We start from the raw sequence: 18,790 nt of genomic DNA on the forward strand, positions 1-18,790 counted from the left end.
GATGCTGCGCTTCGGAACCGCGGGTCTGCGCGGCCCGCTCCGCGACGGCCCCGACGGCATGAACGTCACCACGGTCACCCGCGCCACGGCTGGACTCGCCGAATGGCTGCGCGGGCGCTGCCTGGGCGGCGGACTGGTGATCGTCGGCCGCGACGCCCGGCACGGCTCGGCCGAATTCGCCGCCACCACCGCGAAAGTCCTTGCCGCCGGGGGCTTCTCGGTGCTCCCGCTGACCAAGCCGCTGCCCACCCCGATCCTCGCCTTCGCGGTGCGCGAACTCGGCGCGGTGGCCGGGGTGCAGATCACCGCCTCGCACAATCCGCCCGGCGACAACGGCTACAAGGTTTACCTCGACGGCGGTTCCCAGCTGATCCCGCCCGCCGACGGCGAGATCGAACGGCTCATCGAGGCCGCGGCCGAACCGATTCCGCGCGCCGATCCCGAGTCCACGGCACCGCCCCCCGCGATCCTCGGCCTGCCCGCGGGCGCCACGACGACGGCCATGACCGAGGAGATCGTGCGGCGCTACCTCGCGCGGGTGGCCGAACTGCCCGGCGTGCTCGGCGGCCCGGACTCGGAAGCCGTGTCGCGCAAGACCTTACGCATCGCGCTGACCCCCTTGCACGGCGTCGGCGGTCAGGCGGTGGTGACCGCGCTGCACGCGGCGGGCTTCCTCGACGTGCACGTCGTGGTCGACCAGTTCGCCCCCGATCCGGACTTCCCGACCGTCGCCTTCCCGAATCCGGAGGAGCCCGGCGCGTCGGACAAACTGCTCGCGCTGGCCCAGCGGGTGCACGCCGATGTGGCCATCGCGCTGGACCCCGACGCCGACCGCTGCGCCGTCGGCGTGCCCGGACCGGAGGGCTGGCGGATGCTGCGCGGCGACGAAACCGGTGTCCTGCTGGCCGATTACGTGTTGCGCGCCGCGCCGCCGGACGCGCTGGTGGCCACGACGATCGTGTCCTCGCGATTGTTGAGCGAGCTCGCGCCCGCGCGCGGGGCCCGCTACGCCGAGACCCTCACCGGCTTCAAATGGCTGGCGCGCGCGGGCGAGGGCTTGGTCTACGCCTACGAGGAGGCGATCGGACACTGCGTCGACCCGAACTCCGTGCGCGACAAGGACGGCATCTCCGCGGCCGTGGCCGCGGCCGATCTGGTGGCGCGGCTGCGCGCGGCGGGCCGCAGCGTGCACGAGGCGCTCGACGACTACGCCCTGGAATTCGGTGCGCACGTGGGCGATCAGATCTCGGTGCGGCTGGCCGATCCCGCCGCGGCCGCCGAGGTGCTCACCCGGCTGCGCGCGACCCCGCCCGCGACCCTCGGCGGGGAACCGGTGCGCTGCACGGATCTGGCGCAGGCCCGGGGCCGGATGCGCACGGACGCACTGATCTTCGAGGGCGCGGGCCAGCGGCTGGTGATCCGTCCGTCGGGCACCGAGCCGAAACTCAAGTGCTACCTCGAGGTGGTCGAGCCGGTGTCGTCACGCGACGAGCTGCCGGAGGCGCGGCTGGCCGCCGCCCGGCGGTTGATGGAACTGCGCGCGTTCTGCGAGAAGCTCTAGCGCGGCCCGAACTGCCGATCGCCCGCGTCCCCGAGACCGGGCACGATGTAGGCGTCGGCATTGAGCCGCTCGTCCACAGCGGCCGTGACCAGCCGCACCGGCAGGCCCGAATCCGTCAGCGCCGCAATGCCTTCCGGCGCGGCGACGACGCAGACGGCGGTGATGTCGGTGGCCGCGCGCGCGGCCAGCAGTTCCAGGGTGTGCCGCATGGACCCGCCCGTGGCCAACATCGGATCGAGCACGAAGACCGGCTGCCCGGACAGGTCCTCGGGCAGCGACTCCATATAGGGCACCGGCCGGTGCGAACTCTCGTCGCGGGCGATGCCGACGAACCCCACCCGCGATTCGGGGATGAGCGCGCTCGCCGCGTCCACCATGCCCAGCCCGGCGCGCAGCACCGGAACCAGCAGCGGCGGCCGGGCCAGTCGCACCCCGCGCGTGGCGGCCACGGGCGTGCTGAGGTCGAAGGTCGTCACCTCGGCCTCGCGCAGCGCCTCGTAGATGAGGATGCCGGTCAGATCCCGCAGTGCCGCACGAAAAGCCGCGTTGGATGTGCCCGCGTCCCGCATAGTGGTCAGCAAGGTGGCGGCCAGCGGATGATCCACGAGGTGGGTGCGCATGAGGGAACGATATCGGCCCGATTTCGGGTCGGGGAACGGGAACCGGCCCCGCGGCGCCTGCGTCGAAGTACTCGGATGACGTAATCTGCCCACGAGACCAGCACGATGGGGGATGTTGATGCACAAGATCTCGGTCGACACCGAGGGCGTCGCCGCCTACGGTGCGACAGCCGATGGACTCGCCGGTGAGATGGCCGCCGCGGCGGCCGGGGCCGCGGGCGCGAATCCGGTTCTGCTGGGCCCGATCTTCGGTCTGATCGGCGGTGATTTCGTGGCCGCCTACGCCGCCGCGCACGCCGGTCACGTCGCCTCGATCGGCGAATTGTCCGCGGTGCTGGGCACTGTCGGCGCCGCGGCCACCGGGGCCGCGGGCGCCTACGCCGGAACCGACGCCGCGGGCGCCGCGGGTCTGCGCGCCACCGAGGGAGGTATGGCGTGACCGCGCCCGTCGTCGACCTCACCGCGCTCGCGCAGCCGCTGCTCGATCTGCTGGCGAGTTTCGGCAACGGTGTGCTGCCCGGCGGCGGCCCGGCCGACGCGCTGCGCAACGCGTCGACCAGCCTTGACGGGATTCATCAGGCGGGCGCGTCGAGTATCAATCAACTGACCAGCGTGTGGAACGGCCAGGGCGGCGACGCGGCCATGGACAAGGCGATGAAGGTGCAGACCTCCGCCGCGGCCATCTCCGATCGCGGCTACAGCATCGCCGACGTGGTCAGTCAGGCCGCGGCCACCGTGCAGACCGGGCAGAAGGAACTCGACGCGATCCTGCAGTCGTTCGTGGACTCGGTGACCGCGCTCGGCCCGGCGGTCACCACCCCGCCCGGCCTGGCGGCCGTGGTGAGCTCGGCCATCGACCATTTCGGGCAGGCGCTGACCGTGGTCGGCCGGGTCCGCTCCGAACTCGACACCCACACCGCGGCCATGACGGAACTGACCCCGCCGCCGCCCACTCCCCCGCCCGCCGACGCCGCGGCCGCCGCGACCGCTCCCGCCTCGATGGCCGCGCCCGTGCTCAGCGGGGTGCAGCAGGCCGGTTCGGCGCTCAGCGGCCTCGCCTCCACCGGCGGCTCGATGGCCGCACCCCTGATCCATACGGCCTCGATGGCCATGCCGTCGCGATCGAGTTCCGGCGGTGCGGGCACGACCACGCCGACCCCGGGCACGGCGACCGAGGGCGACCGGCCCGGGCGGCACGGCGGGGTCATGATCACGCTGCCCGACGGCAGTCAGGTCGAGGCCCCCAACGAAAAGGCCGCCACCGCGGTCAAATCCGCGATCAGCGCGGTCGGCACCCCCTATGTGTGGGGCGGCAACACCCCGGGCGCGGGCCTGGATTGCAGCGGCCTCACGAAATGGGCCTACGGCGAGGCCGGGGTCGACCTGCCCCGGCTGGCCGCCGACCAGTCCGCGGGCGCGACCCCGGTCAGCCCCGGTGATCTCATGCCCGGCGATCTGGCCGTCTGGGACGGTCACGTCGCCATGGTGATCGGTAACGGACAGATGGTCGAGGCCGGTGATCCGGTACAGATCGATCCGATTCGAACGGAGAACATGGGTATGGCGTTCCACGGCTTCTACAGGCCCACGTCATGAGCAAGCCACCGCAGATTCCGAACGTCACGGTCGCCGCCAGCACCAACCGCGCGGGCACCATCACCGTCCGCGCCACCGATCAGGGCATGCCGGTGGAGATCAAATTCGAGCGCAGCGAATACCGTTACGGCGCAAGCGCTCTGGCCGCGGAGATCCTGCGCCTGACCAAACGCTCGACCATCGTGGCCAAGGCGCGCCGCCGCGAACAGCTGGCCGAATCCGGGATGCCCGCCGAGATCCTCGACAAGCTGGACCTGCCCACCCGGCAGGCCGCGGTGGACGAACTGGATCGCATGGACGACGAGGACACGGGACCCACGAGCTGGATGAGGCCGGTATGAGCGCGGAGATGGACGCCCTGGTCGCGGCGGCGACGCAGAAGCTGGAGGCGCTCGAGGCGGCGCTCTACGGCCTGAAGAACGTGCGTGGCCGCTACACCACCGACGACGGTTCGGTGAGCGTGGAGGTCGACAGCAACGGCGCGCTGGTCGCGCTGTCCCTGGCGGAGACGGTGACGTCCAGACCCCCTGCCGAGATCGGGCAGGCCATCATCTGGGCGTGCCAGCAGGCCGCCCAGGACGCCGGTGAGCAACGGTCGAAGGTCGTCGGCGAGCTCAACTCCACCTTCGTGACCCCGCCGCCGGGAAACGTTGGGGGGCGGGCCGAATAGTGCCGAACGGCGAGGCTCGATAGGCTTCCGGTCATGGCTTCTGGAGACATCGTCCCGATCGAGCTCGGCCTGACCGACGGCGACCTCGTCACACTGTGGGCACCGCGCTGGCGGGACGGTGACGACGAGTGGGAGGCATTCCTCGGGCACGAGGACGCGCTGTACGGATTCGAGTCGGTCGCGGATCTGGCGGCGTTCATCCGCACCGACGACGACAACGATCTGGTCGATCATCCGGCCTGGAAGGTCGTGGTCGGGCTGGGCGCGCCCGAGCTGGAGCCGGAGGAGCAGTACGTCTTCGATCTGGTCGGCGTGCCGGAGCTCGCGGCCGGTGATCCGGATCCGGAGACCGTGGCAGAGCTCGAGGAGACCCTCGACATGGTCCGCACCATCGGCGAGGTCTGCGAACTCGACGTGGTGACGAAGTTCTTCGGCTCGCATCCGGTGCTGGGCGCGCTGCCCGCCGGGGTGAGCGCCTTCTACGGGCGCGAGGGCGAGGAGCTGTGGGACCAGATCGGCACCGCCATCGCCAAGGACTGGGACCGCGTCGTCGACGCCATCGATTCGGTCGTCAAGACCCCCGAGGTCGACGCCGCGGCGGTGGCCGTCGCGGAGGCGGAACTGCTTGCGGCCGAGGAGAACATCGTCGACGCCGAGGATGTCGGCGACACCGATGACGACGACGAGATCGAACAGGTCGACCTCGACGCGGACGACGAGGAGGCCGAGGACGAGGAGGAGACGTTCTGGCACGAGGTCGGCATCGACCCGGTCAAGATCGTCACCGCCGCGGACACGTACTTCACGCTGCGCTGTTACCTCGACGACGAGCCGGTCTTCCTGGGCACCGAGGGCACCATCACGGTGTTCACCTCCGAGCGCGCGCTGGCCCGCTACCTCGCCGACGACCACGAGCACGACCTGTCCCGGGTCAGCACCTACGGCGAGGTGCAGACCGCGGCGGTGGACGGCTCGCTGGAGATCGAGGTCGAGGACGACAACGTCTACGTCCTGCCCGGCCTGGCCGACGATCTGGCCGCGGGCCCGGAGGCCGTCGACATCGAACAGCTCGATCTGGCGGTCGAATTGTTCAGCGACGCGGCCGATTACGCGGGCGACGACGCGGTCGAGCAGGCGCTCGCCAAGTCGACCCCGCTGGGCTGGTACGTCTCCTACCTGCTCGAGCCGGATCCGAGCCGACTGGCCCCGAGCCCGCCGTTCACCGCCGAGGCGGAGAGCTGGCGGGCCCTGGAGCACGCGTTCGAGGCCCGGCTCGAGAAGGGCTGAGGCCCCCGAGAAGGACTGGGGCTCAACCGATCAGGACGGCGTACCCCGGCTTGATCACCTCGTCGATGAGCCGGAGCCGGTCCGGGAACGGGATGAACGCGGATTTCATCGCGTTGATGGTGAACCGCTCCAGATCGCTCCAGCCGTAGCCGAAGGTCTCGACCAGTTTGAACATCTCGCGGCTCATGGTGGTGTCGCTCATGAGCCGGTTGTCGGTGTTCACGGTGACGCGGAAGCGCAGCCGGGCCAGCAGGTCGAACGGATGCTTCTCCAGCGAGGGCACCGCGCCGGTCTGCACGTTCGACGACGGGCACAGCTCCAGCGGAATTCGCTTGTCCCGCACATGATTCGCGACCAGACCCAGGGTCGGCTCGGAGTCGGAGTCGAAGATGTCGTCGGTGATCCGCACCCCGTGCCCGAGCCGATCGCAACCGCAGAACGCCAGCGCCTCGTGAATGGACGGCAGCCCGAACGCCTCCCCGGCGTGGATGGTGAACGAGCCGTGGTTGGCGCGCATGTACTCGAAGGCGTCCAGGTGCCGGGTGGGCGGGTACCCGGCCTCGGCCCCGGCGATATCGAAGCCGCCCACGCCGCGATCGCGGAAACGCACTGTCAGTTCGGCGATTTCGAGCGAGCGGGCGGCGTGCCGCATGGCCGTGAGCAGACAGACCATCCGGATCGGCGTCCCGGCGGCCGCGGCCAGTTCCTCGCCCTCGCGGAATCCGGCGAGGGTGTGTTCGACGACCTCGTCGAGGGTCAGGCCGCGTTCCAGATGCTGTTCGGGGGCGAAGCGCACCTCGGCGTACACCACGCCGTCGGCGGCCAGATCCTCGGCGCATTCGCGGGCCACCCGCCGCAGCCCCTCCGGGGTCTGCATCACGGCGACGGTGTGATCGAAGGTTTCCAGATAGCGCTCGAGCGAACCGCTGTCGGCGGCGTCGCGGAACCAGGTCGCCAGCGATTCGGCGTCCGTCGCCGGGAGCGCGTCGTAGCCGCACTCGGCGGCCAGCTCGAGGACGGTCGCGGGCCGCAGACCGCCGTCGAGATGGTCGTGCAGTACGGCCTTCGGGGCTCGGCGGATCGAGGCGAGTGTCAAAGGCATCGGTCCAGTCATGTACCGACGCTATCCGCATCGGACGCGTTCCGCAGCGGACTTCCCCGGTGTGCACCCCGGCGCGGGCAAATCGACGCCCCGATGTCGCCCGCGTGTCGCCGAGCGGCGCTCAGGGGGCGATGCGGTCCAGCACGAGCGGGGTGTCCGTACCCGGCTCGGCCCCGATGACGTAGGCCCCGCGCAGTGCGTCGCGGGCGGCCGGAATCGACTCGGGCGTGTCGGTGTGCAGGGTCAGCAGCGGTTGCCCGGCCGTCACCGATTCGCCCGGCTTGGCGTGCATTTCGACGCCCGCGCCGAATTGCACCGGATCGCCCTGACGCGCCCGCCCCGCGCCGAGCCGCCAGGCCGCGAGGCCGACGCCCATGGCGTCCAGCCGGGTGAGGGTGCCGCTCTGGTCGGCGGTGATCACCTCGGTGTGGCGGGCGCGCGGCAGCGGCGCGTCCGGGTCGCCGCCCTGGGCCGCGATCATGGCTCGCCAGCGGTCCATGGCCCGGCCGTCGGCGAGCGCGTCGGCGGGGTCGACATCATGAATTCCGGCCTGCGCCAGCATCTCCCGGGTCAGGGTCAGGGTGAGTTCCACGACGTCGGCGGGTCCGCCGCCCGCGAGCACCTCGACCGATTCGGCGACCTCGAGCGCGTTGCCCGCGGTGCGGCCGAGCGGGGTGTCCATATCGGTGAGGAGCGCGACCGTGCGCACGCCCGCGTCGGTGCCCAATTCGACCATGGTGCGGGCCAAGTCGCGGGCCGCGTCCGCGTCCTTCATGAAGGCGCCGCCGCCGACCTTCACATCGAGGACCAGTGCGGCGGTGCCCTCGGCGATCTTCTTGCTCATGATCGAACTCGCGATCAGCGGAATGGATTCGACGGTCCCGGTCACATCGCGCAGGGCGTAGAGCCGCTTGTCGGCGGGGGCGAGATCGGCTCCGGCCGCGCACACCACCGCGCCGACGCTCGGATCGGTCAGCATCGCGCGCATCCGCTCGACCGGGACGTCGGCCCGCCACCCCGGAATCGACTCCAGCTTGTCGAGCGTGCCGCCGGTGTGGCCCAGGCCGCGACCCGACAGCTGCGGCACGGCCGCCCCGCAGGCGGCCACCACGGGGGCCAGCGGCAGGGTGATCTTGTCGCCCACCCCGCCCGTCGAATGCTTGTCGACGGTCGGGCGCGGCAGGTCGGTGAAGTCCATCCGCCGCCCGGATTCGATCATGGCCCGGGTCCAGGTGGCGATCTCGCGCCGCGTCATCCCGCGCCACACGATCGCCATGGCCAGCGCGGCCATCTGGTAGTCGGCCACCTCCCCCCGCGTGAAAGCGTCCACGACCCAGGCGATCTGGTCGTCGCTCAGTTCGTCTCCGTCCCGTTTGGCCGCGATCACCGACACCGCCGACTGCGCACTCACCATGTGTCCCACCCTCTCAGAAGGGCCTGGAAAGGGTGCGGATTCCAATGCGGGGTGCGACTGTCCGAACGCCTCGGCGACACGCGGAAAGCCCTGTTGCCCTGGGGTAGCCTCGCCGCCATACGGAATCGACGAAGGGGGAAGGTATGTCGTACACCGAACTCGGCCGCCGGGTGACAAAGCTCGAGGGCCGCGTAACCGATATCGAGGAGAGCCACGGAGCGTCGATCTACCGGCTCGAGCGGCGTTCGATCCGCAGCGAATTGATCGAGTCCCAATTGGTGGACGGGGTCAACTATCTGCAAGCGGGCATGGCCCGCATCCTTCAGCATTTCGGACTACCGCCGATCCCGTTCTCTCCGATCGCCATGCCGACCGAGGAGGAGATCGACGCGGTGCTGGAGGATCAGACCTGAGAGCGGACGCCTTCGTTCATCGGTAAACGCTTGGGGCACTGCGCATTTCGTGCCGAATGACGAAACTTCGCGCAGTAGCCCCGAGCGCGCGGCGGCCGCGGGAATGGGTAGCGATCGAGCGGAGGTGCGATATTTCACATCATTCCCGCCCGGCCGCCAAATCCTCCGGCCCGAAGGCATCGGGCAGCAAACGCCCCAACGGCTTCGGCCCCTCGGCGTGGTCGACCAACATCTCCGCACCTCCGTGCTCATAGAGCACCTGCCGACACCGCCCGCACGGCATGAGGATCGCCCCTCGCGAGTCGCACACGGAAACCGCCAGCAATCGTCCGCCACCGGTTGCGGCGAGGTTACCGACGAGTACGCATTCGGCGCAGAGGCCCAAACCGTATGAGACATTTTCCACATTGCATCCGAGGACGATTCGCCCGTCGGCACCGAGTCCGGCGGCCCCGACCGGAAACCGCGAGTACGGCGCATACGCGTTGCGCATGACCTCAATTGCCTTGTGACGCAAGGCATCCCAATCGATTTCGGGCATACCGGACCTCCGCTCGGACGACTCGGAAACGACGGTAGAGAAGGGCGAACGACCACGTCAATCGAATAGGCAAGGCAAACCTAACTATGCCGAATTGTGCTCCAACGCTCAGCACGCCGAATTAGTTCCGCCATTCGCCGGGGATTAGAGTTCCAGACAGATCGGTTCAGGTTCCCGGCGGCGGGTCGACCACAGCCTCCGGGGTGTTGGCTCCGGGCACGAGCTGGTGTTTTCCAGATCCAACGGCTCTCCAGTCCCGCGCCGAAACCGCGACCGGGTCCGACTAGCCGGGTGCGCCCGGCGTGTCCATCAACGACGTTGGAGGCACCGCACTCTATGACGACCACGCTCGAAGCTCCGGCTCAGCCGAAGCGGAAGACCCTGTACCGCGGCGACCCGGGCATGTGGTCCTGGGCCCTGCACCGGATCACCGGTGTCACGATCTTCTTCTTCCTGTTCGTCCACGTCCTCGACACCGCTCTGGTGCGCGTCAGCCCGGACACCTACGACCGGGCCATCGAGACGTACAAGAACCCGGTCGTCGCCCTGATGGAGATGGCCCTCGTGGTGTGCGTGCTGTTCCACGCCCTCAACGGCATCCGGGTCATCCTCGTCGACTTCTGGTCCCAGGGCCCGCGCTACCAGCGACTGATGCTGTGGATCGTGCTCGCGATCTGGGTCGTCGTCGCGGGCGCCGGGGTCGGACGCCAGTTCTTCTACCTGTTCACGGAGCACTGATATGTCTGCACCCGTCCTCGGCAAGTCCTACGACCGCCCGGCCAGCCTCGACGCTCCCCGCGCCCCCCGGCGTACCCGGGGCAACAACTTCGAGAAGTACGCCTGGCTGTTCATGCGCTTCTCCGGCCTGCTGCTGGTCGTGCTGGTCATCGGCCACATGACGATCATGCTCATGCTCGACGGCGGCGTGAAGCGGCTGAACTTCGGCTTCGTCGCGGGCCGCTGGGCCAGCCCGTTCTGGCAGCTGTGGGATCTGGCCATGCTGTGGCTCGCCCAGCTGCACGGCGGCAACGGCCTGCGCACGGTCATCGACGACTACTCGCGCAAGGACTCGACCCGCTTCTGGCTGAAGACGCTGCTGGCGATCTCCATGATCCTGATCATGGGCGTGGGCACCTACGTCATCTTCACCTTCGACCCCAACATCAGTTAGGAACGCCACCTCCGATGAGTGAGACTCGTCCCATCCAGGAGCACCGCTACGACGTCGTGATCGTCGGCGCGGGTGGCGCGGGGATGCGCGCGGCGATCGAGGCCGGTCCCCGGGCCCGCACCGCGGTGCTGACCAAGCTGTACCCGACCCGCTCCCACACCGGCGCGGCCCAGGGCGGCATGTGCGCCGCGCTGGCCAATGTCGAAGAGGACAACTGGGAGTGGCACACCTTCGACACCGTCAAAGGTGGCGACTACATCGTCGACCAGGACGCCGCGGAGATCATGGCCAAGGAGGCCATCGACGCCGTGCTCGATCTGGAGAAGATGGGCCTGCCGTTCAACCGCACCCCCGAGGGCAAGATCGATCAGCGCCGCTTCGGCGGGCACACCCGGGACCACGGCAAGGCCCCGGTGCGCCGCGCGTGCTACGCCGCCGACCGCACGGGCCACATGATCCTGCAGACGCTCTACCAGAACTGCGTCAAGCACGACGTCGAGTTCTTCAACGAGTTCTACGTGCTGGACCTGGTGCTGACCAACACCGACCGCGGCCCGGTGGCGACCGGTGTGGTCGCCTACGAGCTGGCCACCGGCGAGCTGCACGTCTTCCATGCCAAGGCGATCGTGTTCGCCACCGGCGGCTCGGGCCGCATGTACAAGACGACCTCCAACGCCCACACCCTCACCGGTGACGGCATGGCGATCGTGTTCCGCAAGGGACTTCCGTTGGAGGACATGGAATTCCACCAGTTCCATCCGACGGGCCTGGCGGGCCTGGGCATCCTCATCTCCGAGGCCGTGCGCGGCGAGGGCGGCATCCTGCGCAACGCGTCCGGCGAGCGGTTCATGGAGCGCTACGCCCCGACCATCAAGGACCTCGCGCCGCGCGACATCGTCGCCCGCTCGATGGTCAAGGAGGTCCTCGAGGGCCGCGGCGCCGGGCCGAACAAGGACTACGTCTACATCGACGTGACCCACCTCGGCGAGGACGTGCTCGAGGAGAAGCTGCCCGACATCACCGAGTTCTCCCGCACCTACCTGGGCGTGGACCCGGTGAAGGAGCCGGTGCCGGTCATGCCGACCTGTCACTACGTCATGGGCGGCATCCCGACCCGCATCCGCGGCGAGGTGCTGCGCAACAACACCGACGTCGTGCCCGGCCTCTACGCCGCCGGCGAGTGCGCGTGCGTGTCGGTGCACGGCGCGAACCGCCTGGGCACCAACTCGCTGCTGGACATCAATGTGTTCGGCCGCCGTGCGGGCATCGCCGCCGCCGAGTACGCCCAGCGCAGCGAGTTCGTCGAAATGCCCGACGCCCCGGCCGAATACGTGCAGGGCTGGCTGTCGAGCCTGCTGTCGGATCACGGCAACGAGCGCGTCGCCGACATCCGCACCGAGTTGCAGAACACCATGGACGCCAACGCCGCGGTGTTCCGCACCGAGGAGACCCTCAAGACGGCGCTCACCGACATCCACGCGCTCAAGGAGCGCTACGCGCACATCACCGTGCAGGACAAGGGCCGCCGCTACAACAGCGATCTGCTCGAGGCCGTCGAGCTGGGCTTCCTGCTCGAGCTGGCCGAGGTGACCGTGGTCGGCGCGCTCAACCGCAAGGAGTCGCGCGGCGGCCACGCCCGCGAGGACTACCCGGACCGCGACGACGTCAACTTCATGCGTCACACCATGGCGTACAAGGACGTCGAGCCCGGCGCGCACGCCGAACTGATCGCCGATATCCGGCTCGACTTCAAGCCGGTGGTGCAGACCCGTTACGAGCCGATGGAGCGTAAGTACTGATGACCGCTGTAGCAGAGGCCCCGCAGAAGGCCGCTCCGGTGCCCGAGGGTTCGACCATGATCACCGTCAAGGTGGCCCGGTTCAACCCCGAGGACGGCCAAGGGGCGCACTGGGATTCGTTCCAGGTGCCGGTGCTGCCCACCGACCGGTTCCTGAACGTGCTCATCTACATCAAGTCCTACCTGGACGGCACGCTCACCTTCCGCCGCTCCTGCGCCCACGGCGTGTGCGGTTCGGACGCCATGCGCATCAACGGCGTGAACCGGCTCGCGTGCAAGGTGCTGATGCGCGACATGCTGCCCAAGAGCGGCAAGTCGCTGACCGTCACCGTCGAGCCGATCCGCGGCCTGCCCGTGGAGAAGGATCTCGTGGTGGACATGGATCCGTTCTTCGACGCGTTCAAGGCCGTCAAGCCGTACCTCATCACGCACGGCAACGAGCCCACCCGCGAACGCATCCAGTCCCAGGCCGACCGCGCGCGCTTCGACGACACCACCAAGTGCATCCTGTGCGCGTGCTGCACCACCTCGTGCCCGGTGTACTGGAGCGACGGCAGCTACTTCGGCCCGGCCGCCATCGTCAACGCGCACCGGTTCATCTTCGACAGCCGCGACGAGGGCGCCCGCGAACGCCTGGACATCCTCAACGACGTCGAGGGCGTGTGGCGCTGCCGCACCACCTTCAACTGCACCGACGCCTGCCCGCGCGGCATCGAAGTGACCAAGGCCATCCAGGAGGTCAAGCGCGCGCTGCTGTTCGCCCGCTGACCGACGCAATCGCCGAAAACCGAAGGCCGTCAACCTCATTCGAGGGGGCGGCCTTCGGTCCGTCCGGGCTCAGCCGAACTGCCGCCCGGCCTCGGTTCCGGTCGGCAACGCGGCCCACACCACCTTGCCGGTCGGCACGCGCGGCGCGCAGCCCCAGCCGTGCGCGAGCCGGGCGACCACATGCAGGCCGTACAGATGCGTCTCCCCCGGCAGCGGTTCGTGCAGCACCGCCTCGCGCGGATCGTCGTCGCGGACGGCGACGGTCAGCAGATCCTGCCGCAGCTCCACCCGCACGCTGATCTCGGTGCCCGCGCGGCTGTGCGCGAGGGCGTTCTCCACCAGTTCGGTCACGACCAGTTCGGCGTCGGCGAAGACCTCCATGACCTGCCAGTTCCGGCACGCCTCGTCGACGAATCGCCGTGCGCGCCGGGCACAGTCGTCGGTGCGGGCCAGGGTCAGGGTGTCGTGCCGGTGCGGCGCGGGCCGATCCGCCGCCGCCACCGCCGCGCTCACCGACTCGTGCACCGGCACGAACCGCCGCACGGCGCTGTGCTCGTACAACCCGCGCACCTCGGGATCCTCGGCGACCAGCAGGATCGGCACCCCGGGCCGCTCGCCGACCCGCATCCAGACATTGGCGAAGATGGTCAGCAACGGCTCGGCCCACACCCGCAGATCGTCGACCGCGACGATCACCGCCCGCGGCAGCCGCATGGCGAACTCGGCCAGATCCTCACCGAAGCCGCGATAGGTGATCGGATCGAGTTCGCCCTCCGGGCGCACCACCGCACACCCGTCGAGCTGGTGCGCGGCCCATCTGATCTCGTGCTCTACCATCACGTCGCTTCATCACCACCGTCGTCGGTCGGGCACCGCACCTCCGTCATCCCTTGCCTTACCCGGAACCTCACGGTTCGAACGCAGCTAGGCAATTCGACCAGCAAATCCGGGGTTTGTTGTCGGATCTGCCTGCCGGTGCTTGCATCGAGACATGTTCAACGAGGCTCAGCTGTACTCGCCGGTGACCGCGAGCACCGACGGCGACGTGACCGTGCACCTGAGCGACGAGCACCCCGGCGGGCACGATCCGGAGTACCGGGCCCGCCGCAATGCGATCGCCGCCCTGGCGCTGTCGTACCGGCCCGGTGAGCCGCTACCGACGATCGACTACACCGACGAGGAACAGGAGGTCTGGCGGATCGTCTCGGCCGAGCTGGCCCGCAAGCACCGCCACTACGCCGCGGCGGAGATCCTGGCGGGCGAGGAGCGGCTGGCGCTCCCGGGCGACCACATTCCGCAACTGCACGAGGTGACCGCGAAACTGGTGCCGCTCAGCGGTTTTCGCTATGTCCCGGCCGCGGGGCTGGTCCCGCTGCGGGAGTTCTTCGGCGCGTTCGCCGAGCGAACCTTCCACGCCACCCAGTACATCCGTCACCATTCCGCGCCGCTCTACACCCCGGAGCCGGACGCCATCCACGAGGTCATCGGCCACGCCAACCAGCTGGCGAGCCCGCGGTTCGCGGCGATCTACGCCGAGGTGGGCGCGGCGGCGACCCGGCTGGAAACCGTTGCGGCGCTGAAGTTCCTGGCCGACGTGTTCTGGTTCTCGATGGAGTTCGGCGTGGTCCGCGAACACGGTGAGGTGCGCTGTTACGGCGCGGGACTGCTGTCCTCGTTCGGGGAGATCGAGGAGTTCCGCTCGGCGACCTTGCGGCCGTTGGACATTCACGAGATGGGCACGGCCGCCTACGACATCACCCACTACCAGCCGGTGTTGTACTGCGCGCGATCGATCGGCGAGATCGAGGACGTGGTCGGCGGCTTCTTCGCGACGATGACCGACGACGTCGTCGCCGGGCATACCGCCTGAGGCGCTATTCGGCGAATCCGGGCATGCCCGCGGCGAGGAACTCGCCGATCAGCTCGATCCGGTCCATATCCAGCCCGCCCGGACCGAACGCGGTCATGGTCGCGCCGATGAGCGCCCCGGCGAAGGCGCGCGCCTGCCAGTCGTCGGGCGCGCGGCCCGTGCGCCGGGCGATGAGTTCGGTCATCAGGTCGACATTGCGTTCGGTCTCCTGGGCGATCACCCCGCGCAGTTCGGGTTCGTTCCAGACCAGCAGCATCCGTTCCTGTTCGAAGGCGCGCTGCTCGTCGTCCATGCTCGCGAACGTCTCGCGGATGGCGTTGCGGACCGCGGTCAGCGCGGACAGCTCGGCGGGCTGCTCCTCGACCGCGCGGATCATGATCGGGTCCAGATCGTCGGCGAGTACGACCTGCTCCTTGGACGGGAAGTAGCGGAAGAAGGTGCTCGGGGAGATGTCGGCCGCCTCGGCGATCTGCTCGATGGTGGTCTCCCCGTACCCCTGCTTCTTGAACAACCGCATCGCCTCGGTCCGAATGGTGCGGCGGGTGCGCTCCTTCTTCCGCTCGCGTAACCCCGCGGGCGCCTTCGTCTCAGCCGACATGCACCGATTGTCCCGCATCGGCGGCCGCCTCAACCCACCCGCGCCTGCGACCGGCCCGCATCGGCGGCCCACTCAACCCACCTGTACCTCGGACCGGCCCGCATCAGAGGTGACCGGAGCTCCCGGTCCGGAGCGGCGGGTCACCAGGGCCGCCAGTACGGCGGCCACCGCGCAGATGCCCGCGCACACCCAGAGCATCGCGCCCATTCCGCCGACGAAGGCGGACTGCACGTGGGCCAGCAGGTTCGGATCACCCACCCGATGGGCCACGGCCACACCGGAATTCACGCCGTCGGAGACCGGTTCCCGATTGTCCGCGCCCAGTTCGGCACGGTATCGCACGGCCAGCACGGTGCCCAGGATCGCGACCCCGATGGTGCCGCCCGCCTGCCGCAGCGCCTGGATCAGGGCCGAACCCGATCCCGACCGCTCAGCGCTCAGTTCGCCCATGGCCATACCCATCGCGGAGGGCATGACGAAGCCCATGCCCGCGCCGAGCAGGGTGGTCCAGATCGCGGTGTAGCCGTAGCCGCTGTCCACCTTTGTGAGCGCACCCATCACCAAACTGCCCGCGAGAACGAGGAATCCGGTGGTCAGCACGACCCGCAGACCCAGTTTCGGCGACAGCCTGTCCACCAGCCGGGTGCCGAGCACCAGACCCGCGATCAGCGGCAGCAACCGCAGCCCGCTGCCCAGCGAATCGACGCCGAGCACGGCCTGGAAGTACTGCGGCACGGTGAAGAACAGGCCGAACATGGCGAAGTTGACGACTACGGAATACGCGGTGCCCCACCGGAATCCGGCCGCGGTGAACAATCCGAGGTCGATCAGCGGATGCGCGACGCGCCGCTGCCACGCGACGAACGCCGCCAACAGCGCCACACCCGCCGCCACGGCGGACCACGCGATCACATCTCCCCAGTCCCGCTCGCCCAGCCGGATGAAACCGTAGGTGAAGCCCAGCATCCCGCCCGCCGAGAGCACGACCCCGGCCAGATCGATCCGGAAGACGTTGCCGCTGCGCGACTCCGGCACCAGCCCGGCCACCGCGAGCAGTCCCACCATCACCAACGGCACGTTGATCAGGAACACCGAACCCCACCAGAAGTGCTGCAACAGCCAGCCGCCCACGATCGGCCCCAGCGGCAGCCCGAGGGCCGTCGAGGTCACCCAGATCGTCAGGGCCCGTTGCCGTTCCGCCCGATCCGGGAACAGTCCCGGCAGCACCGACATCGACAGCGGCATCATGGTCGCCGCCGCGATCCCGAGCACCGCCCGCGCGGCGATCAGTTCCCCCGACGACGACGCGAACGCGCACCACAGCGACGCGACGCCGAACAGGGCCAGCGCCCCCAGCAGGAACCTCTTGCGCCCGTAGCGGTCTCCCAGTGCCCCCGCGGGCAGCATGAAGCCCGCGAGCGCCAGCGTGTACGCGGTCGTGAACCATTGCAGCGCAGCGGTATTCGCGTGCAGATCCACCGCCATGGTGGGGAGCGCCACGACCAGCACGGTGGTGTCCAGGCCGATCGTGAGCATCGCCAAGGCCAGCGCGCCCAGCGCCAGCCAGCGAGCCCGGCTCGCCTCGTTCCCGGTCATGCCGTTCCCTCCTGGGCCGAAAATGGGATTTCGAAAGCTTCTTCTTTTTGATAGTAGCTCTCATTTTGTAGTAGATGTCAATACCATCCCATCTCACCGCCCTGAACTCGGCAAACCCCGCGATTGCCCTAAGCTCGACAGTGATGAGGACCCGCATGACCCGGCGCGCTCGCCGCCCGAGATCGTTGGCGGCCACGCTGGTGGCCGGACTCCTCGGCGCCGCGGCGCTGACGCTGTCCCCGACGCTCGCCGACGCCCAGCCGACCGGTACGACGACGCCGTTCACCACCCCGAACACCGACTCCTGCCCGAACAAGACGGCTCCGCCCCCGGCGATCGACGCCTCGGAGGTCCCCGGACCCGGCGAGACCGGCCCCGATCCGCTGCCGGTGCCCGCGTCGCCCGTGGGCGGCGACCGGCTCGGCGGCTGCGGCCTGGTCCTGCCGGACAAGGCGCCCCCGGTCCCCGCCGAGATCTCCGCGACCGCGTGGACGATCGCGGATCTGGACACCGGCCGGGTGCTGGCCGCCAAGGATCCGCACGGGCGCTACCGGCCCGCCTCCACCATCAAGGTGCTGCTCGCCACGGTCGCGCTGCGCGCCCTCGACCTGAACAAGGTGGTGGTCGGCACGCAGGAGGACGCGAACGCCGACGGCACCCGGGTGGGCATCGGCCCCGGCGGCCGCTACACCAACAAGCAGTTGATGCAGGCGCTGCTCATGTGCTCGGGCAACGACGCCGCGCACGCCGTCGCCGCACAGCTCGGCGGGGACCGGGCCACGGTCGCCAAGATGAACGAGCTGGCGAAACGCCTGCGCGCCTTGGACACTCGCGCCGCCACGCCATCGGGTCTGGACGGGCCCGGAATGAGCACGTCCGCATACGATTTGGCGCTGCTGTTCCGCGAGGCCATGACGATTCCGGCGTTCGCCGAGATCGTGCACACCGAGCAGGTCGACTTCCCGGGCTACCCCGCCGACCCGAAGATCCCGGACGACAAGGACCATCCGGGTTTTCCGATCGCCAACGACAACCGGCTGCTGTTCGACTACGACGGCGATCTGGGCGGCAAGACCGGCTACACGGACGACGCCCGGCAAACCTTCGTGACCGCCGCCGCGCGCGGCGGACACCGGTTGGTCGTGACGTTGCTGAAGGCCGACGTGCTGCCGATCCGGCCGCCCGAACAGGCGGCCCGGCTGCTCGACTACGGCTTCGCGCTGCCGCGCGACGCGAGCGTCGGCACGCTGCCGGGCGACACCGGCACGACGGCGAATCCCGGTGTGACACTTGCGTCCCCGCCGCCGCACCCGAATTCGGACACCACCGCCACGCCCGCGGAACGGCACGGCAGTTGGGGCACGATCGCGATCATCGCGGGCTTGGTGCTGGTCATCGGGCTGGGGATCGCCGCGTGGTCGCTCCGGGGCCGGACGCGATCGTAATCGCCGCCACTTTTCGCGAATCGCGTTGTTTGACTCCGGGTTGCTCGGGCACCCGCTGAACGAGCCGATCGTACGGCTTTCAGTTGAGTAACCGAAGAAGGGAGCTAACCATGGCGGACCAGAACAATCCCGGCCAGTTCGGCAACCGCTCGGACACGGCGGAGCAGGCCCGCAAGGGCGGTCAGGCCAGCACCGGTAGCTTCGGTGACAAGAACAGCGCCGACCCCTCGGCCGCCGGTAAGAAGGGCGCCGCCGCCCAGCCGACGGACGCCAAGGTCAAGGGCGGGCAGCACAGCCACGCCAACCGCTGACCGTTTCGGACGGAAAGCCCCCAGGGAAG

21 protein-coding genes are annotated in these 18,790 nt (G+C 69.4%); 14 read left to right on the top strand and 7 right to left on the bottom strand.

Annotated features, from left to right (window positions below; genetic code table 11):
- Window position 1: 1 nt before the first annotated feature.
- Complete coding sequence (locus ACFYTQ_RS19260) at window positions 2-1,561, top strand: phospho-sugar mutase (RefSeq protein ID WP_387362507.1); 1,560 nt, start codon at window positions 2-4, stop codon at window positions 1,559-1,561.
- On the opposite strand, the gene upp is transcribed toward ACFYTQ_RS19260, so the two are convergent.
- Window positions 1,558-2,181 (bottom strand): uracil phosphoribosyltransferase, encoded by a 624-nt coding sequence (upp, locus tag ACFYTQ_RS19265; RefSeq protein WP_387362509.1) that lies wholly within the window; start codon window positions 2,179-2,181, stop codon window positions 1,558-1,560. The genes ACFYTQ_RS19260 and upp overlap by 4 nt on opposite strands.
- Before the next feature lie 118 nt (window positions 2,182-2,299).
- Here upp and ACFYTQ_RS19270 point away from each other — a divergent pair, with 118 nt between their 5' ends.
- From ACFYTQ_RS19270 to ACFYTQ_RS19290, 5 genes are read left to right on the top strand one after another with little or no spacing between them, the layout of a single operon-like run.
- Window positions 2,300-2,620 carry a type VII secretion target gene (locus ACFYTQ_RS19270; protein WP_387362511.1) on the top strand — a complete coding sequence of 107 codons (321 nt, stop codon included), beginning with the start codon at window positions 2,300-2,302 and terminating at the stop codon, window positions 2,618-2,620.
- Window positions 2,617-3,777 (top strand): NlpC/P60 family protein, encoded by a 1,161-nt coding sequence (locus tag ACFYTQ_RS19275; protein ID WP_387362513.1) that lies wholly within the window; start codon window positions 2,617-2,619, stop codon window positions 3,775-3,777. Before ACFYTQ_RS19270 ends, ACFYTQ_RS19275 begins: the two co-directional genes overlap by 4 nt.
- Complete coding sequence (locus ACFYTQ_RS19280; RefSeq protein WP_387362515.1) at window positions 3,774-4,118, top strand: hypothetical protein; 345 nt, start codon at window positions 3,774-3,776, stop codon at window positions 4,116-4,118. The genes ACFYTQ_RS19275 and ACFYTQ_RS19280 overlap by 4 nt, the downstream gene beginning before the upstream one ends.
- On the top strand, window positions 4,115-4,447 hold the full coding sequence (locus ACFYTQ_RS19285; protein WP_387362517.1) for a YbaB/EbfC family nucleoid-associated protein: 333 nt from the start codon (window positions 4,115-4,117) through the stop codon (window positions 4,445-4,447). Before ACFYTQ_RS19280 ends, ACFYTQ_RS19285 begins: the two co-directional genes overlap by 4 nt.
- Before the next feature lie 33 nt (window positions 4,448-4,480).
- Complete coding sequence (locus tag ACFYTQ_RS19290) at window positions 4,481-5,734, top strand: primosomal protein (protein ID WP_387362518.1); 1,254 nt, start codon at window positions 4,481-4,483, stop codon at window positions 5,732-5,734.
- A 22-nt stretch (window positions 5,735-5,756) separates the two neighbouring features.
- Here ACFYTQ_RS19290 and ACFYTQ_RS19295 read toward each other — a convergent pair whose 3' ends face one another.
- Together ACFYTQ_RS19295 and ACFYTQ_RS19300 are read right to left on the bottom strand one after the other, a co-directional pair.
- Window positions 5,757-6,848, bottom strand: coding sequence for an adenosine deaminase (locus ACFYTQ_RS19295; protein WP_387362520.1), 1,092 nt, complete (start codon window positions 6,846-6,848; stop codon window positions 5,757-5,759).
- Between the two features lie 109 nt (window positions 6,849-6,957).
- Window positions 6,958-8,250: a thymidine phosphorylase gene (locus ACFYTQ_RS19300; protein ID WP_387362522.1), complete on the bottom strand. Its 1,293-nt coding sequence runs from the start codon at window positions 8,248-8,250 to the stop codon at window positions 6,958-6,960.
- Between the two features lie 143 nt (window positions 8,251-8,393).
- Here ACFYTQ_RS19300 and ACFYTQ_RS19305 point away from each other — a divergent pair, with 143 nt between their 5' ends.
- On the top strand, window positions 8,394-8,663 hold the full coding sequence (locus ACFYTQ_RS19305; RefSeq protein ID WP_387362524.1) for a hypothetical protein: 270 nt from the start codon (window positions 8,394-8,396) through the stop codon (window positions 8,661-8,663).
- A gap of 139 nt (window positions 8,664-8,802) precedes the next feature.
- Here ACFYTQ_RS19305 and ACFYTQ_RS19310 read toward each other — a convergent pair whose 3' ends face one another.
- The gene (locus ACFYTQ_RS19310) at window positions 8,803-9,204 is read right to left on the bottom strand and encodes a cytidine deaminase (RefSeq protein WP_387362526.1); all 402 of its coding nucleotides are present in this window, start codon (window positions 9,202-9,204) and stop codon (window positions 8,803-8,805) included.
- Window positions 9,205-9,540: 336 nt separating this feature from the next.
- Here ACFYTQ_RS19310 and sdhC point away from each other — a divergent pair, with 336 nt between their 5' ends.
- From sdhC to ACFYTQ_RS19330, 4 genes are read left to right on the top strand one after another with little or no spacing between them, the layout of a single operon-like run.
- Window positions 9,541-9,942 (top strand): succinate dehydrogenase, cytochrome b556 subunit, encoded by a 402-nt coding sequence (gene sdhC / locus ACFYTQ_RS19315; RefSeq protein WP_387362528.1) that lies wholly within the window; start codon window positions 9,541-9,543, stop codon window positions 9,940-9,942.
- A gap of 1 nt (window position 9,943) precedes the next feature.
- Window positions 9,944-10,375, top strand: a complete 432-nt coding sequence (locus ACFYTQ_RS19320; protein ID WP_387362530.1) for a succinate dehydrogenase hydrophobic membrane anchor subunit — start codon at window positions 9,944-9,946, stop codon at window positions 10,373-10,375.
- Window positions 10,376-10,407: 32 nt separating this feature from the next.
- The gene (gene sdhA / locus ACFYTQ_RS19325) at window positions 10,408-12,174 is read left to right on the top strand and encodes a succinate dehydrogenase flavoprotein subunit (RefSeq protein ID WP_387363074.1); all 1,767 of its coding nucleotides are present in this window, start codon (window positions 10,408-10,410) and stop codon (window positions 12,172-12,174) included.
- The gene (locus ACFYTQ_RS19330; RefSeq protein WP_387362532.1) at window positions 12,174-12,941 is read left to right on the top strand and encodes a succinate dehydrogenase iron-sulfur subunit; all 768 of its coding nucleotides are present in this window, start codon (window positions 12,174-12,176) and stop codon (window positions 12,939-12,941) included. The genes sdhA and ACFYTQ_RS19330 overlap by 1 nt, the downstream gene beginning before the upstream one ends.
- 69 nt (window positions 12,942-13,010) lie before the next feature.
- On the opposite strand, the gene ACFYTQ_RS19335 is transcribed toward ACFYTQ_RS19330, so the two are convergent.
- Window positions 13,011-13,778 (bottom strand): ATP-binding protein, encoded by a 768-nt coding sequence (locus ACFYTQ_RS19335; RefSeq protein ID WP_387362534.1) that lies wholly within the window; start codon window positions 13,776-13,778, stop codon window positions 13,011-13,013.
- A 154-nt stretch (window positions 13,779-13,932) separates the two neighbouring features.
- Between ACFYTQ_RS19335 and ACFYTQ_RS19340 the strand changes: the two genes are divergently transcribed.
- Window positions 13,933-14,811, top strand: a complete 879-nt coding sequence (locus ACFYTQ_RS19340) for a phenylalanine 4-monooxygenase (protein ID WP_387362536.1) — start codon at window positions 13,933-13,935, stop codon at window positions 14,809-14,811.
- A 4-nt stretch (window positions 14,812-14,815) separates the two neighbouring features.
- Here ACFYTQ_RS19340 and ACFYTQ_RS19345 read toward each other — a convergent pair whose 3' ends face one another.
- On the bottom strand, window positions 14,816-15,409 hold the full coding sequence (locus ACFYTQ_RS19345; RefSeq protein ID WP_387362538.1) for a TetR family transcriptional regulator: 594 nt from the start codon (window positions 15,407-15,409) through the stop codon (window positions 14,816-14,818).
- Between the two features lie 72 nt (window positions 15,410-15,481).
- Window positions 15,482-17,005, bottom strand: a complete 1,524-nt coding sequence (locus ACFYTQ_RS19350) for an MFS transporter (protein ID WP_387362540.1) — start codon at window positions 17,003-17,005, stop codon at window positions 15,482-15,484.
- A gap of 143 nt (window positions 17,006-17,148) precedes the next feature.
- Between ACFYTQ_RS19350 and ACFYTQ_RS19355 the strand changes: the two genes are divergently transcribed.
- Window positions 17,149-18,450, top strand: a complete 1,302-nt coding sequence (locus ACFYTQ_RS19355) for a D-alanyl-D-alanine carboxypeptidase family protein (RefSeq protein WP_387362542.1) — start codon at window positions 17,149-17,151, stop codon at window positions 18,448-18,450.
- 110 nt (window positions 18,451-18,560) lie between these two features.
- A complete protein-coding gene (locus ACFYTQ_RS19360) occupies window positions 18,561-18,761 on the top strand; it encodes a hypothetical protein (protein ID WP_387362544.1) in 201 nt (66 codons plus the stop codon).
- The last annotated feature ends 29 nt before the right edge of the window (window positions 18,762-18,790 follow it).

The organism is Nocardia sp. NPDC004068 (assembly GCF_042874315.1).
Lineage (GTDB): Bacteria > Actinomycetota > Actinomycetes > Mycobacteriales > Mycobacteriaceae > Nocardia.

Excerpts from the sequence above, each read along its gene's own strand:
- ACFYTQ_RS19360 (WP_387362544.1), top strand. The coding sequence starts at position 18,561 with ATGGCGGACCAGAACAATCCCGGCCAGTTCGGCAACCGCTCGGACACG.
- ACFYTQ_RS19300 (WP_387362522.1), bottom strand. The coding sequence starts at position 8,250 with ATGGTGAGTGCGCAGTCGGCGGTGTCGGTGATCGCGGCCAAACGGGAC.
- ACFYTQ_RS19290 (WP_387362518.1), top strand. The coding sequence starts at position 4,481 with ATGGCTTCTGGAGACATCGTCCCGATCGAGCTCGGCCTGACCGACGGC.
- ACFYTQ_RS19305 (WP_387362524.1), top strand. The coding sequence starts at position 8,394 with ATGTCGTACACCGAACTCGGCCGCCGGGTGACAAAGCTCGAGGGCCGC.
- ACFYTQ_RS19285 (WP_387362517.1), top strand. The coding sequence starts at position 4,115 with ATGAGCGCGGAGATGGACGCCCTGGTCGCGGCGGCGACGCAGAAGCTG.
- ACFYTQ_RS19335 (WP_387362534.1), bottom strand. The coding sequence starts at position 13,778 with ATGGTAGAGCACGAGATCAGATGGGCCGCGCACCAGCTCGACGGGTGT.
- ACFYTQ_RS19320 (WP_387362530.1), top strand. The coding sequence starts at position 9,944 with ATGTCTGCACCCGTCCTCGGCAAGTCCTACGACCGCCCGGCCAGCCTC.
- upp (WP_387362509.1), bottom strand. The coding sequence starts at position 2,181 with ATGCGCACCCACCTCGTGGATCATCCGCTGGCCGCCACCTTGCTGACC.
- ACFYTQ_RS19330 (WP_387362532.1), top strand. The coding sequence starts at position 12,174 with ATGACCGCTGTAGCAGAGGCCCCGCAGAAGGCCGCTCCGGTGCCCGAG.
- sdhC (WP_387362528.1), top strand. The coding sequence starts at position 9,541 with ATGACGACCACGCTCGAAGCTCCGGCTCAGCCGAAGCGGAAGACCCTG.
- ACFYTQ_RS19295 (WP_387362520.1), bottom strand. The coding sequence starts at position 6,848 with ATGACTGGACCGATGCCTTTGACACTCGCCTCGATCCGCCGAGCCCCG.
- ACFYTQ_RS19260 (WP_387362507.1), top strand. The coding sequence starts at position 2 with ATGCTGCGCTTCGGAACCGCGGGTCTGCGCGGCCCGCTCCGCGACGGC.
- ACFYTQ_RS19310 (WP_387362526.1), bottom strand. The coding sequence starts at position 9,204 with ATGCCCGAAATCGATTGGGATGCCTTGCGTCACAAGGCAATTGAGGTC.
- ACFYTQ_RS19270 (WP_387362511.1), top strand. The coding sequence starts at position 2,300 with ATGCACAAGATCTCGGTCGACACCGAGGGCGTCGCCGCCTACGGTGCG.
- ACFYTQ_RS19345 (WP_387362538.1), bottom strand. The coding sequence starts at position 15,409 with ATGTCGGCTGAGACGAAGGCGCCCGCGGGGTTACGCGAGCGGAAGAAG.
- ACFYTQ_RS19355 (WP_387362542.1), top strand. The coding sequence starts at position 17,149 with ATGAGGACCCGCATGACCCGGCGCGCTCGCCGCCCGAGATCGTTGGCG.
- ACFYTQ_RS19280 (WP_387362515.1), top strand. The coding sequence starts at position 3,774 with ATGAGCAAGCCACCGCAGATTCCGAACGTCACGGTCGCCGCCAGCACC.
- ACFYTQ_RS19340 (WP_387362536.1), top strand. The coding sequence starts at position 13,933 with ATGTTCAACGAGGCTCAGCTGTACTCGCCGGTGACCGCGAGCACCGAC.
- ACFYTQ_RS19350 (WP_387362540.1), bottom strand. The coding sequence starts at position 17,005 with ATGACCGGGAACGAGGCGAGCCGGGCTCGCTGGCTGGCGCTGGGCGCG.